Origin of the sequence: Yersinia enterocolitica (genome assembly GCA_002082245.2) — a bacterium.
GTDB lineage: Bacteria > Pseudomonadota > Gammaproteobacteria > Enterobacterales > Enterobacteriaceae > Yersinia > Yersinia enterocolitica_E.
In genome coordinates this window covers 731,160-743,811 of sequence record NBTC02000002.1, presented here as the reverse complement: position 1 = coordinate 743,811, position 12,652 = coordinate 731,160, and the positions used below count along the sequence as shown (strand labels likewise).

The following is a 12,652-nucleotide window of genomic DNA, read 5'->3' as shown; positions in this document are numbered from 1 at the left end:
ACTCATGGAAATGTCACATTACCAACACTATCTCAACATTCGGCAGCAACACCCCAGCAAGCCTCTATACGATATTGCCCTCATGATGAATATCAGTGAAGCCGAGCTATTTTATGCGCGGGTAGGACAGGATGCAGAACGCCTGGATATCAGTGCCGATAGACTGCTGACTGAGTTAGCCAGTGTCGGTGTCACTAAATCGATCACCCGTAACGATTATGCAATACATGAGCATTGGGGTGAGTACCAGAATTTACGCTTGCACGGTCACCTGGGCTTGGTTCTTAATCCACGCGCGCTGGATTTAAGGCTGTTTTTCCGCCAATGGGACAGCATTTTTAGCCTGAGTGAGGAGACACCACAGGGTAAGCAACTGAGCATTCACTGCTGTAATCTGCAAGGCAAGGCAATCCATCAAATCTACTGTACCGAAGAAACAGACCTTAACGCATGGCAGCAGTTGGTAGAAAAGTATCGCTGTGAAACCAATGCGCGATTGGTGTTCTCCCCCGCAGAAAAGGCGTTAACTCAAGAGACAGCCATTGATAACGCTGCGATAGATAATGAATGGCGCAAGATGAACGATATCCATCAGTTCTTTATGCTACTCAAACGCAATAAAATCACCCGCCGGCAAGCCTTCCGGTCTGTCGGTGATGATCTGGCTTATCCGGTTGATAATAAAGCATTAAGGCAAATTTTATATGCGGCACAGGCTTGCCAGAATGAAGTGATGATCTTTGTCGGTAACACCGGGTGTATGCAGATCTTCACTGGCGTGATAGAACAATTTATTGCCTGTCAGGGGAAGCAAACACCGCCGCCTCATTGGATCAGTGTGCTTAACCGCCGTTTTGCTTTGCACCTGCATGAGAATGCCATTGCAGAAAGTTGGGTAACACGCAAACCGACCAAAGAGGGTTACATCTCAAGTCTGGAGCTGCTGGATACTCAAGGTAATCATATTCTGCAATTATTTGGGCAACGTAGCGAAGGCCAACCAGAGCAGCACCACTGGCATCAGCAACTGGCCGAATTGACTGCCATAGGCTCCGCTGATGAATAAATGGCTAATATTTATTGCCCTTATAATTCCAATCAGTGGCATTGCCAGCCAACGCATTATCACACTCGGTAGTGATATCTCTGAAATCACCTACGCATTAGGCGTAGGTGCCAACATGGTGGCCAGGGATAGTGCCAGCCAGCACCCCAGTGAATTGAAAACCTTACCCGACGTGGGTTACTTGCGACAACTCAATGCCGAAGGCATTCTCGCGTTACAACCTACGTTGGTGTTATGTCGTAAGCAGGCTTCAGCGTCACGAGCGCTGAAGCAAATCACTGACTATGGGGTAAAGGTCATACTTATTCCCGCGGACAGCTCGCCACAAACAGTGGTAACTAAAATTCAGTTGATTGCCACCGCAGTTAATCAGCAACAGAAAGGCCGACAACTGATCAATCACTACCAGCAACAGCTAGCAATGATAGATTCCACACCATTGTCGGTAAAGGTTCTATTTATCCTAAGCCACGCGGGGTTACCGCCGCTGGCTGCGGGTAAAAATACTGCTGCGGATAGCTTATTTCGCCTTTCAGGCCTGAACAACACCATGCAAAAATTCAGCGGCTATCGCCCTTTATCACAAGAAGGGATTATCGCCAGTGCTCCTGACCTGCTGATTGTTACGTCATATAGCGTTAAATCACTGGGTGGCATTGATAATATATGGCGCTTACCGGGAGTAGCTCTGACTCCTGCGGGTAAAAAACAACGATTACTGGTCATTGATGATAGAGCATTACTGAGTTTTGGCCTGCAAACACCCCAAGTTCTACAACAGTTGCGGAGTGCCGGGGAGTCCAGCCGGTAAAACGTCTTCTGTTAGCGACGAGTAGGAGTGATTGAAATACCTTTCATCCTTGAAGCCACCGCTAAGTTAGCGGTTGTTACTCACCCGAGTCACTGAATACGTTGGATATGCAACCAACTAACTGGAACAGGAGATTTCCAGATGTTTCCCCCAGTCAGGAGGTAATGCCGCCAAGTCATCAAATTCAGGTTGCTCTGCGAAAGGATGTTGTAATGCCTGATGCAACCGCTGTAGAGGTTGAATATCATCCTTTTCAGCGTGATCAATCACTTGCTGTGCCAGGTAGTTACGCAATATATATTTCGGGTTAACCGCTTTCATCAATTGCTGACGCTGAACATCGTCAATCAGCTCTTGTTGCAAACGTGTACGATAACGGTGGTACCAACTGTCAAAACCGGCTCTATCGATAAAATCATCACGTAGTGGCGATTGCGCCGAATGCATTTCAACCTGGCTCAACAAGCGGAATGTACGGGTATAATCTCGCCCCTCTTGAATCATCAAACTCAATAATCCTGTCAGTAACTCGTTATCCTGGCTGCTGTTTTCGACAAAACCTAGTTTAGCGCGCATCTGTTGGCCATAAGCTGCCATTAACTCTGGCTCATAAGCCTCTAGTGCCAACTGTAGCTGCTCCACCGACATTAAGCCGGACAACGCCTGCCCCAACCGATGCAGATTCCATAGTGCGACCGCTGGCTGATTATCGAAAGCATAACGCCCCTGATGATCAGAGTGATTGCAAATATATCCCGGTACATAGTCATCAAGAAAACCAAATGGACCATAGTCCATGGTAATACCAAGAATCGACATATTATCGGTATTCATCACACCATGAGCAAAACCGACCGTTTGCCAATGAGCGATTAAACGTGCCGTGCGTTTTACCACATCAGTAAACCACAACAGGTAACTTTCCGGTTGACCGGCCCATTGCGGCCAGTGACGAGCAATAACATAATCAGCCAACTGTCTGACCTGTGCAGGCTGCTGTCGATAATAGAAGTGTTCGAAATGGCCAAAACGAACATGACTTTCAGCCACGCGTAATAACATCGCCCCACGCTCTGGTTGCTCACGATAAACAGGATGTTCGCTGGTAACAATGGTCAGTGCACGGCTGGTAGGTATTCCTAGATGGTGCAATGCTTCGGAGGCTAAAAACTCCCGGACGACTGAGCGCAAAACGGCCCGCCCATCTCCCATGCGGGAATAAGGGGTTAACCCTGCGCCTTTCAAATGCCAATCCATACTGCGGCCGTCACTGAGTTGTTGTTCCCCGAGCAAAATCCCACGGCCATCCCCGAGTTGCCCTGCCCATACGCCGAACTGGTGGCCACTATATACTTGTGCCAGCGGCTCCATACCTGGTAGCAAAGCCTCTCCTGCCCATACGCTGGCTTTCGGCAAACTAAACCAACTCTCATCCAGCCCAAGCTCCAGCGCTAACGGGGAACTGTGGTACAGCAAGCGTGCCCCCTTTAACGGCGTTGGTTGCAAGTGAGTATAAAAACCGCTCAATTGCTGCCCGTAGCTATTATTAAATTGAGGCGTATTCTCAGATTTTGAAGCGCTATCTGATTGAATGAAGTTAAAAGGGGTCATCAGCGTAATACCTCAGCCAGCCAGTGACTAACTTGCAACAGCTCAGCATGTGACTCAGGAAAATCATCGCTTAATTGCTGACAAACAACGTTAATAGCCTCGGGACGATACACCGTCCCTTGTAGCCGCTCAGCCAAAGCTTCCAGCGGAGCAGGATTCAAACTATCCGTAAAGATTTGGCAGCGAGCGATGGCACCCTGTAATACATCAAAATGCAGTTCAATTCCGCCCCAAATAAAACGGGTATCGACTAAGTGGCTAAAGGCGGGGGCCTGACCGAAATTCCATTCCCAGCTACTCTGTTCCGCAAATTGTTCGGTAAAACCAGGTAGGTCGGGCAATGCTTGTGGGGAGATTCTTTCCGCCAGCACCTTTTCATTATAATAATCGAAAAAAGCCTGCTCAATGGCGACACAAATCTGTTGATGCTCAATTCCCGGTAATAGCTCCACCAGATTGGTGACTCGGGAGCGCACTGATGTAATCCCTTTGGCCTGCAATTTTTTCGGATCAGGATTAAGGTAATCGGCCAAACGACTCAGATCCGCACTCAATAACAATGTGCCATGATGAAAACCACGATCTTTGGTCTCTTTATACGCCGAGCCCGAAACTTTGCGCTCATCATCACCGTTCTTAACCACCAAATCATTACGACCTGAAGCGGTGGCCTGAATTCCGAGCGAGGCTAACGCAGTAAGAATAATTTGAGTGGAGACCGTTTTATCATATTCAGGTTTACCCGCCATAAAGGTGAAACAGGTATTGCCCAAATCATGAAATACCGCCCCGCCGCCGCTGCTGCGCCGAGCCAGCTTCACGCCATCTTGCTCCATTTGGCGCGTATTACACTCTTTCCATGGATTCTGAGCACGGCCTATCACCACGGTGTCAGCATTACGCCACAAAAATAACACTCGCTGATCCGGGGACATCTGACGGAAAATGCACTCTTCTACCGCCAGATTAAACCAGGGGTCATAAGAATCAGAAATGAGTAAGCGAAGGGATGACATAAACGCGGCTCCGAACCAAAATAAGCAGCTATTAAGATAACATAACCAACGCCGATATCTTTAGGTTCGAGGATTCATTCTGTATTGATTAAGAACTATATCGAAAATGCATCAAATGCGACGCGCTTGCCAGTACACACGTTTCCAGTAAACATTTTCCAACGATGAACGGATCACACCTTTACTCGTTGAGGCATGAATAAATTCATCATTAGTATCGTAAATACCGACATGCAGCCCATTTTGTCCACTGCCAGTTTTGAAAAACACCAAATCGCCAGGCATGAGTTCATCACGAGAGACTTTAGTGCCTAAGGTGGTCTGCGCTGCTGTTGTTCGGGGTAATTGCATATCAAAACGATCACGGAATGTGCGGTAAACAAACCCTGAACAATCAACACCACTTTGATCCAGCCCACCATTACGGTATGGCGTTCCTTCCCATTGACGCAGTTGTTCATTCAGTTTAGCGACTACCACAATAGAATCTGATAAGTGACCACTCGGTGTTGGAGCATGGCTGCTACAACCAGCAAGAATCATACTGACCAAAAAGATCCAGAAACGCATCCGCATCGAGATATCACCAGAGTAAGGCTTAGCCAATCCACCGCACAGCAAGCTATTCGGCGCTATATCTGGCCAGCGAGAGGTACCAGTAGAGCTAATTTAGCTATCGAGTCTGGAAAAAACAAGTTATATGAATGAGATAATAGATTTAATCACTTTTTATGGGTTTGGTGTGAATCAGCCATATCCCCAGTAGGATAAACCCCGCCCCTAACGTTTTTAGTAACGTCGCCGACTCATTGAACCAGGGTAGCAATACAGCGGCTAAATAGACCAGCGCATAACTAAGACTCAGTAATGGATAGGCTCGATTGAGTGGCAAATACCTTAAGGCAAAAAACCAGCACAACATGGATACTGCATAGCCGACTAGCCCGAAAGTTACCGCCATTAATTGTGTCAGATGATGTGCTAAAAACTGACCATTAATATCTGCCAACGATATTAATGGAGTATGCATCATCCCCCACTTCAACATGAGTTGGGCCATGGTCACCAACACCACACTGCCTATTCCCCACAGGTAACCTTTCATAAATGCCAACTAATCAAAAGGATGCCAAACATAATGGCAGCAACACCCAACCAATGGCGAGAAGTTGTCTTTTCTCCATAAAACAACTGCGCGGCCAAGGTCACCAGCACAAAGTTAAAGCTTAATAGCGGATAAGCCACACTCAAAGGCAGATGTTGCAATAAACGCAACCACAGCACCATTCCTAAGCCCAGCAATATCACTGCGATAGCAAGCCAACGCAGTGTGGGCGCAAGCCGTTTTTCACCAGATTGCCCCCAACATTGTGCAGCTTGCTTCTGACACAGTTGCCCCGCACAGGTCAATAAACTGACAACTATCAATAGCAAATAATTTGTCATGGTGTCTTTTGGTACCACAAAAGTGCCAAACGATTCATTAAATTAACCTTGTCGGCTACCGGATAATGGGTAGAGATGTCCTCACCGCGAGATAATTGCACAACTAACGACACGTCACCTTGCTGCCTTGCATGAGCCAACCATTCACTAAAATCTTTATTGCTAATGTATTTATCTTTGCTGTCAGCATAGTTCAGCCCATAAGACAGCTCGCCCTTTTCGCTGAACATCAGTATATCGCTACGTTTCAGTTGCCAGGCTAACCCTGCCGCTACACCCACACTGTCGGTAAGCACATAGCGGCTGCTGCTCAACGCATCAAAATTATTCTGAATAAAATTTTGCGGCTGTTTGGAATCAATAACCTGTTGAGGAATCAGGTAACCCACCAGCAAAACCAACAATAATGGACAGGCGGCAGCCCAACGCCAATAACGGGCGTTATTATACAATGTAATCAGCCCCACCAACCCCCATCCAGTAAAGGCGACTATCCCCAACACTACTTTCTGCTGCTCTTGTGGCCCATAGGCGACCAAGTGCCCTACCAAATTCAAACCAATAACTAACACCGCCAGCGCGCAAACTAATCCAAAAATAAGATTTATTGCACCATTTATTTTCAGCGCGCGCATACGCATGTTACTGGCGCAATCTGTTGCATATGCCGCCATCAGTAAAGATAGTGGAGCCATACATGGCAAGATATACGTTGGGAGTTTTCCTTTAGCCACACTGAAGAATAACAACGGCATGACGACCCAACTGAGCAAAAAGAACAGCTCTGGTTTTGCCACCCGTTCACGCCACCCTTTAAGTAACGCTCCCGGTAATAACCCCAACCACGGCAATACACCGATGCAAAGAATAGGCAGGTAATACCAAATGGGGGCTTTATGTTGAGCATCTTTTTCAGCGAATCTCTGAATATGTTCAACCCAAAAGAAGTAATGCCAGAAATCGGGTTCACGTTGCGCGATGGCCAATGCCCACGGCAAGCTCAAGATTACCGCACCCAATATCGCTATCGGGCCAAAAATGATGAGTTCTTTTATTCGCTTTTGCTGTATGACAATAGGCAATACCGAAATAACCGGCACGGCCAACGCCAGAAAACCTTTAGTCATAAAGCCCATGCCACAGGCAAGGCCGAGCAAAAGGTAAGCCCCAACCTTCTGCGCCAAAGTTTCGGCCCGCAATGTGAGATAAAAACAGACCATTGAAGCGGTTAGCCATAATGAAATCATCGGGTCCAATACCGCATAGGAGCCGATACTAAATACCAACAACATGGAGAGATAAATTAATGTCGCCAGTACCGATGTAGAGCGGTTACGCCACAATAAAGTCGCTAACCAATAGACTAAGATTGCACTCAGCGCGGTACTAAAAATGGAACCAAATCGGACGGCAAAATTAGTGTCACCAAATATCCACTGGCTAATATTATTAAACCAATATCCAGCGATAGGCTTTTCGAAATAGCGGATCCCCAGAAAATGCGGCACAACCCAATCACCACGTTGCAACATTTCCCGACTAATCTCAGCGTAGCGAGTTTCGTCAGGTTGCCACAGTAAACGACTATTGATTGGCAATAGGTATAGCAAAGCAAAAAACAACGCCAACAGTGCTGCCCCGCCTCCTTTTAACAGTTTCATCCGACATCCTTAATTTTTGTCTGACACCCTAACCAACCCTCTCGGCCAGGAAAGGTGGTACGCTCGACTGTCCCTATCGGCAATAAATCTAAATCATCGGGTAATAACTCTCGAAGCGGGCAAAACTGGATACCTTGTTTTTTGGCCTGGACTAATAATTGCTCAAACATTACTGCCTGAGACATCCCTTCAACTTCAGCATGAATGGTATAAACCGAGACACCTCTATCACGCAAAATAGCTTCAATGATGAAATTATTAAAATCCTCAGCCCGCACTTCACTCCCTACGACTTCATCGTACGTTGGCAACGTAACAGGAATTTGTACACTGCCAAGACTGCCATCAGGTAATAGGGGGCGGAAAGGGTGAGTACCACGACAATCACTGTTATAACGAAAAGCGAACGGTTGCTTGATGGCTAACACCCGCGAGTCTGCACGCCAGCCAGCAGCGGCGGAACAAGTTACTGGCTGCCCAATGCTGTTCTGTAATTCATCCACACCCCATTGAACCTGCTCAGTTAGCTGTTGTGTTGACCACGATGCAACCTTAGCTTGCCAGCCTTGATGATCCCATGCATGCAAACCAACCTCATGCCCTGCTTGTAGCGTGGCTTTCATTAATGAGCCAAGGTCTTTACCGATTTTTTTACCCGGCCAGGCGGTTCCGGCCAGTAAGATATCCCAGCCATAAAGCGAAGCGGCATTAGAACGCAACATCTTCCACAAGAAACGAGGTCGGAAAAGGCGCCACAAGTGACGCCCCATATTATCTGGACCAACACTGAAGAAAAAGCTGGCGCTGATATCATACTGTTCCAATACAGCAAGTAATGATGGCACACCTTCTTTTGTTCCACGGTAGGTATCCACATCAATTCTTAGTCCAACTTGCTTCATAGATAATGCTCATCCTTTTGGGTTTCACCCAGTTCGAGTACAGCACCACGAAGGAAGAAATCCAAGGTTTCGCTGACAGTTTGCTGCAAAGCGATTTCTGGCTGCCAATGTAAAATACGTCGCGCATTCGTGATGCTGGGGGTGCGATATTCGACATCTTGGTAGCCTTTACCATAATAGGCACTGCTTTCGATATCTTTAAAGCCAGCAAATGGTGGGAAGTGACCACGTAATTGATGTTTTTCAAAACTACTCAGCAGCATTTGCGCTAATTCGCGAATACTAGCCTCATTCGTCGGGTTACCAATATTGATTATCTGACCATCACAGCAGCCATCATTGTTCTCAATAATGCGAAATAGCGCTTCAATGCCATCATGAATATCAGTAAAACAGCGTTTTTGCGCGCCGCCATCAACCAGTTGAATAGGAGAGCCTTCAACCAGATTTAATATCAATTGTGTAATGGCGCGGGAACTGCCAATACGAGCAGCGTCAAGGTTATCCAGACGTGGCCCCATCCAGTTAAATGGGCGGAACAATGTGAATCTGAGATTTTCTTTCGCACCATAAGCCCAGATAACACGATCCAATAATTGTTTGGATACCGAATATATCCAGCGCTGTTTGTTAATTGGCCCAACAATCAGTCGCGAACTGTCCTCGTCAAACTCTTTGTCATCACACATACCATAAACTTCAGAAGTGGATGGGAAGACAATACGTTTATTGTATTTAACGCAATCGCGAACAATCTTTAAATTTTCTTCAAAATCTAATTCGAAAACACGCAGTGGATTGCGGGTATATTCAATTGGCGTCGCAATAGCCACCAGCGGCAAAATGACATCACATTTTTTAATATGATATTCGATCCATTCGGAATGAATACTGATGTCGCCTTCCACGAAATGGAAGAAAGGGTTATCCAAGAAACGACTAATAGCATCAGAACCAATATCCAGACCATAGACTTCGTAACGGTCATCACGCAACAAGCGTTCGGTTAAGTGATTACCAATGAAGCCGTTCACACCAAGGATCAGTACACGGGTACGTCTTTTCAAAGCATTGCTTGGTCTATTAGCTAAACGCACATCCGTGACAATGCCCATTTCTTGGGCTAATCGACTGCCCTGAACATACAAACCAGCGTCTCCCTGACCAGTAACAATCTCCAGCGCACCTTCACCGCAGGCGACAACTAAAGGTGAAATTGAGAGTATGGTGCCGGGTAACTTTCCGTGTGCCATCTTCAGTGGTCGCGCACGCCAGATGATGAGTTTACGCTGTCCAAGATAGCTGAATGCACCGGGATAAGGCTCCGTCACGGCACGAACTAAATTATTGATATCTGATGCTGACTTTTGCCAATTGACCTCTCCATCAGCAGCAGTTCGACGGCCAAAATAGCTGGCATCAGCTTCTTTTTGTGGTGTCAGATGCAGTGAAGAACGCTTCATTTTTGGCAATAAATCACGTAACAACTCTTGCGACGCTTCACGCATTTTTGCATGTAATGTCAATGCAGTATCTGTATCGCTGATGGTAACTTTGTGCTGACCCACAATTGGGCCTGCATCAGCTTTTTTTACCATTTGGTGCAAGGTTACACCTGTTTCGGTCTCCCCATTAACCAGCGCCCAGTTAATCGGAGCACGCCCTCGGTATTTCGGCAACAAGGAGCCGTGTAAATTGAATCCTCCTTGCGGTGCTAACGACAAAATTTCATCACACAGCATATTGCGATAATAGAAAGAGAAAATAATATCCGGCTGTAATTGCTTAATGCGCTCAACCCATAACGGATGATTGGCATCATCCGGTGCAAATACAGGAAGTTCTAAATCAGCAGCAACCCGGGCCACTGAAGAGAAAAAACGATTCTCATTAGGATCGTCAGTATGGGTAAATACTGCCTGAATATCGTAACCAGCTTCTACTAGTGCTTTTAGACCTACACAGCCAATATCATGATAGGCAAATACAATCGCTTTCATTTTTCTACTTCCTGATTATTGTCGGTATGCTCTGCCCCGACCACTTTCTGTATGAAATAACGTGGGCGCGCGCGCACATCGTTATAAATTCGACCGATGTATTCACCGAGTAGCCCCATACCAACGAATTGGGCACCGATGAACATGAACAACACGGCAAAGAGCGTAAAGACACCGCCGCCCGCCCATTCCGGGCCAAATACCAAACGCAAAACCACTAACAGCACAGCAAGAGTAAAACCAGAAAGTGCAATGACACTGCCCACCAGGCTTAACAGACGTAATGGGGTCGTTGTCAGGCAAGTTATCAAGTCATACATAAGATTAATGAGCTTCATCAGGCTGTATTTTGAGTCACCGAATTCGCGCTCAGCATGATGAACTGTAATTTCAGTGGTACGGCGGGCAAAGCTGTTTGCCAGAATGGGAATAAAGGTACTGCGTTCGTGACAGTGTAACATTGCTTCTACGATATGACGGCGGTAGGCTCGTAACATGCAGCCATAGTCACCCATAGATTTACCTGTAGCACGTTGAATCATCAGATTAATCAAACGGGAGGCTGTTTTACGAAACAGCGAATCTTGCCGATTAGCGCGCACAGTCCCGACGACGTCGTAGCCCTCTTCTGCCACACCGACCAGCCGTGGGATTTCCTCCGGCGGGTTTTGCAGATCAGCATCAAGTGTAATGATCAAATCACCACTAACCTGATTGAATCCAGCCATAATGGCTGAATGTTGGCCATAATTACGATTTAGCAAAACTGCGATTATGTGGTTTTCAGGTAGGTTCGCCGCTGTTGTCAAAATTTCAGCAGAACTATCACTACTCCCGTCATCAACCAGAATAATTTCATAAGGTTGGGTGAGTAACTTACAGGCAGCCGACGTCCTCTCTATTAATGCCGGCAAGCTCTCTTGCTCGTTATAAACAGGGATAACTATTGATACTTTTTTGATTTGCTCATTTTGTAACACGGTGCGGCCCTATAATAGTTGCCAATGCATCAACTACCCGGTCAACATCACTGTCTAGCATGTCGGGGAAAAGGGGCAATGTGCATAATCTGGCGGAATTCCATTCGGTATTGGGTAAGTGCAACTGTGGATAGCGTTCGCGATAATACTTTTGAGTATGGGCGGCACGAAAATGCAGACCAGTACCAATTCCTGACTCTTTCAACCGCTCCATCAGTGAGTCGCGACTAATTCCGCAGCGACCTTCATCAACACGCACCATAAACAGATGCCATGCATGGAGATGGGCATAGTCGGGAACCGCCAGGGGTTGCAAGGGGGAATCGTTCAATGCCTTATAGTAGCGGGCAACTAATTCTTGGCGACGAGCATTGATTTCAGGTAAACGCCTGAGTTGCACTACCGCAATCGCTGCGTGAATATCAGATAAGTTATATTTATAACCAGGCACTATGACTTCGGCCTGTGGGCTACGCCCTTGTAGCTGTCGATCAAAGGCATCCACACCCAAGCCATGAAACTTAAGTTGCCGTACTTTGTCGGCTAGCTCATCATCATCAGTGGCAATTAAGCCGCCTTCAGCACAAGTCATGTTTTTAATGGCATGGAAAGAGAAAATAGCGGTGCCCTTCTCGCCAATCCATTGATTACCATAGCGGGTGCCAGCAGCATGGGCCGCATCTTCAATCAATGGGATACCTTGATGCTGAGCAATTAAACGCAAAGCATCAAGATCACAGGGAGCGCCGGCATAATGCACCGGGATAATGGCTTTGGTTTTTGCGGTGATAGCTGCTGCAACATCCGCAGCATTTACCATTAAAGTGTCGCGATCAACATCAATCATTACCGGCTCAGCGCCCAGCAACACAATCATATTAAGAGTAGAAACCCACGTTTGAGACGGGGTAATAACTTCATCCCCTGGGCCAATACCCAAGGCCATCAAGGTGATATGCATTCCCGCAGTGGCCGAACTGACAGCAATAGCATGCTTGCAACCCAATGCCTTACAAAAATCAGTTTCTAACTGTTGATTCTGTGGGCCAGTAGTTATCCAACCTGAGCCTAATACATTTATGACCGCATTAATTTCGTCCGTACCGATTGACGGACGTGAAAATGGCAAAAAATTCTGCATTGAATAATCCCTTAGGAC

General features: G+C 46.7%; 12 protein-coding genes. 2 read left to right on the top strand and 10 right to left on the bottom strand.

What is annotated here, in order from left to right; all coding sequences use genetic code 11:
* Positions 1-4 precede the first annotated feature (4 nt).
* Positions 5-1,066 (top strand): hemin-degrading factor, encoded by a 1,062-nt coding sequence (locus tag A6J66_004735; GenBank protein PNM23562.1) that lies wholly within the window; start codon positions 5-7, stop codon positions 1,064-1,066.
* Positions 1,059-1,877, top strand: a complete 819-nt coding sequence (locus tag A6J66_004730; GenBank protein PNM23561.1) for a hemin ABC transporter substrate-binding protein — start codon at positions 1,059-1,061, stop codon at positions 1,875-1,877. The genes A6J66_004735 and A6J66_004730 overlap by 8 nt, the downstream gene beginning before the upstream one ends.
* 117 nt (positions 1,878-1,994) lie before the next feature.
* On the opposite strand, the gene A6J66_004725 is transcribed toward A6J66_004730, so the two are convergent.
* The 10 genes from A6J66_004725 to A6J66_004680 all read right to left on the bottom strand — a co-directional run bounded on the left by A6J66_004725 (position 1,995) and on the right by A6J66_004680 (position 12,634).
* Positions 1,995-3,488, bottom strand: a complete 1,494-nt coding sequence (locus A6J66_004725; protein PNM23560.1) for a YdiU family protein — start codon at positions 3,486-3,488, stop codon at positions 1,995-1,997.
* On the bottom strand, positions 3,488-4,504 hold the full coding sequence (gene lplA, locus A6J66_004720) for a lipoate--protein ligase (GenBank protein ID PNM23559.1): 1,017 nt from the start codon (positions 4,502-4,504) through the stop codon (positions 3,488-3,490). Before lplA ends, A6J66_004725 begins: the two co-directional genes overlap by 1 nt.
* Positions 4,505-4,615: 111 nt before the next feature.
* Complete coding sequence (locus A6J66_004715; GenBank protein ID PNM23558.1) at positions 4,616-5,080, bottom strand: endopeptidase; 465 nt, start codon at positions 5,078-5,080, stop codon at positions 4,616-4,618.
* 142 nt (positions 5,081-5,222) lie between these two features.
* Entirely contained in the window at positions 5,223-5,609 is a 387-nt protein-coding gene (locus tag A6J66_004710; GenBank protein PNM23557.1) for a 4-amino-4-deoxy-L-arabinose-phospho-UDP flippase, read from the bottom strand.
* On the bottom strand, positions 5,606-5,950 hold the full coding sequence (locus A6J66_004705; GenBank protein PNM23556.1) for a 4-amino-4-deoxy-L-arabinose-phospho-UDP flippase: 345 nt from the start codon (positions 5,948-5,950) through the stop codon (positions 5,606-5,608). Before A6J66_004705 ends, A6J66_004710 begins: the two co-directional genes overlap by 4 nt.
* Complete coding sequence (locus A6J66_004700) at positions 5,947-7,611, bottom strand: lipid IV(A) 4-amino-4-deoxy-L-arabinosyltransferase (GenBank protein ID PNM23555.1); 1,665 nt, start codon at positions 7,609-7,611, stop codon at positions 5,947-5,949. The genes A6J66_004705 and A6J66_004700 overlap by 4 nt, the downstream gene beginning before the upstream one ends.
* The gene (locus tag A6J66_004695) at positions 7,608-8,513 is read right to left on the bottom strand and encodes a 4-deoxy-4-formamido-L-arabinose-phosphoundecaprenol deformylase (GenBank protein PNM23554.1); all 906 of its coding nucleotides are present in this window, start codon (positions 8,511-8,513) and stop codon (positions 7,608-7,610) included. The genes A6J66_004700 and A6J66_004695 overlap by 4 nt, the downstream gene beginning before the upstream one ends.
* Positions 8,510-10,513 carry a bifunctional UDP-4-amino-4-deoxy-L-arabinose formyltransferase/UDP-glucuronic acid oxidase ArnA gene (locus tag A6J66_004690; GenBank protein PNM23553.1) on the bottom strand — a complete coding sequence of 668 codons (2,004 nt, stop codon included), beginning with the start codon at positions 10,511-10,513 and terminating at the stop codon, positions 8,510-8,512. Before A6J66_004690 ends, A6J66_004695 begins: the two co-directional genes overlap by 4 nt.
* Positions 10,510-11,493, bottom strand: a complete 984-nt coding sequence (locus A6J66_004685; protein ID PNM23552.1) for an undecaprenyl-phosphate 4-deoxy-4-formamido-L-arabinose transferase — start codon at positions 11,491-11,493, stop codon at positions 10,510-10,512. Before A6J66_004685 ends, A6J66_004690 begins: the two co-directional genes overlap by 4 nt.
* A complete protein-coding gene (locus tag A6J66_004680) occupies positions 11,480-12,634 on the bottom strand; it encodes a UDP-4-amino-4-deoxy-L-arabinose aminotransferase (protein PNM23551.1) in 1,155 nt (384 codons plus the stop codon). The genes A6J66_004685 and A6J66_004680 overlap by 14 nt, the downstream gene beginning before the upstream one ends.
* Positions 12,635-12,652 lie beyond the last annotated feature (18 nt).

What these genes read in the sequence shown, in the direction of transcription:
- A6J66_004700 (PNM23555.1), bottom strand. Translation starts at nt 7,611, where the DNA reads ATGAAACTGTTAAAAGGAGGCGGGGCAGCACTGTTGGCGTTGTTTTTT.
- A6J66_004680 (PNM23551.1), bottom strand. Translation starts at nt 12,634, where the DNA reads ATGCAGAATTTTTTGCCATTTTCACGTCCGTCAATCGGTACGGACGAA.
- A6J66_004705 (PNM23556.1), bottom strand. Translation starts at nt 5,950, where the DNA reads ATGACAAATTATTTGCTATTGATAGTTGTCAGTTTATTGACCTGTGCG.
- A6J66_004710 (PNM23557.1), bottom strand. Translation starts at nt 5,609, where the DNA reads ATGAAAGGTTACCTGTGGGGAATAGGCAGTGTGGTGTTGGTGACCATG.
- A6J66_004730 (PNM23561.1), top strand. Translation starts at nt 1,059, where the DNA reads ATGAATAAATGGCTAATATTTATTGCCCTTATAATTCCAATCAGTGGC.
- lplA (PNM23559.1), bottom strand. Translation starts at nt 4,504, where the DNA reads ATGTCATCCCTTCGCTTACTCATTTCTGATTCTTATGACCCCTGGTTT.
- A6J66_004695 (PNM23554.1), bottom strand. Translation starts at nt 8,513, where the DNA reads ATGAAGCAAGTTGGACTAAGAATTGATGTGGATACCTACCGTGGAACA.
- A6J66_004735 (PNM23562.1), top strand. Translation starts at nt 5, where the DNA reads ATGGAAATGTCACATTACCAACACTATCTCAACATTCGGCAGCAACAC.
- A6J66_004715 (PNM23558.1), bottom strand. Translation starts at nt 5,080, where the DNA reads ATGCGGATGCGTTTCTGGATCTTTTTGGTCAGTATGATTCTTGCTGGT.
- A6J66_004725 (PNM23560.1), bottom strand. Translation starts at nt 3,488, where the DNA reads ATGACCCCTTTTAACTTCATTCAATCAGATAGCGCTTCAAAATCTGAG.
- A6J66_004690 (PNM23553.1), bottom strand. Translation starts at nt 10,513, where the DNA reads ATGAAAGCGATTGTATTTGCCTATCATGATATTGGCTGTGTAGGTCTA.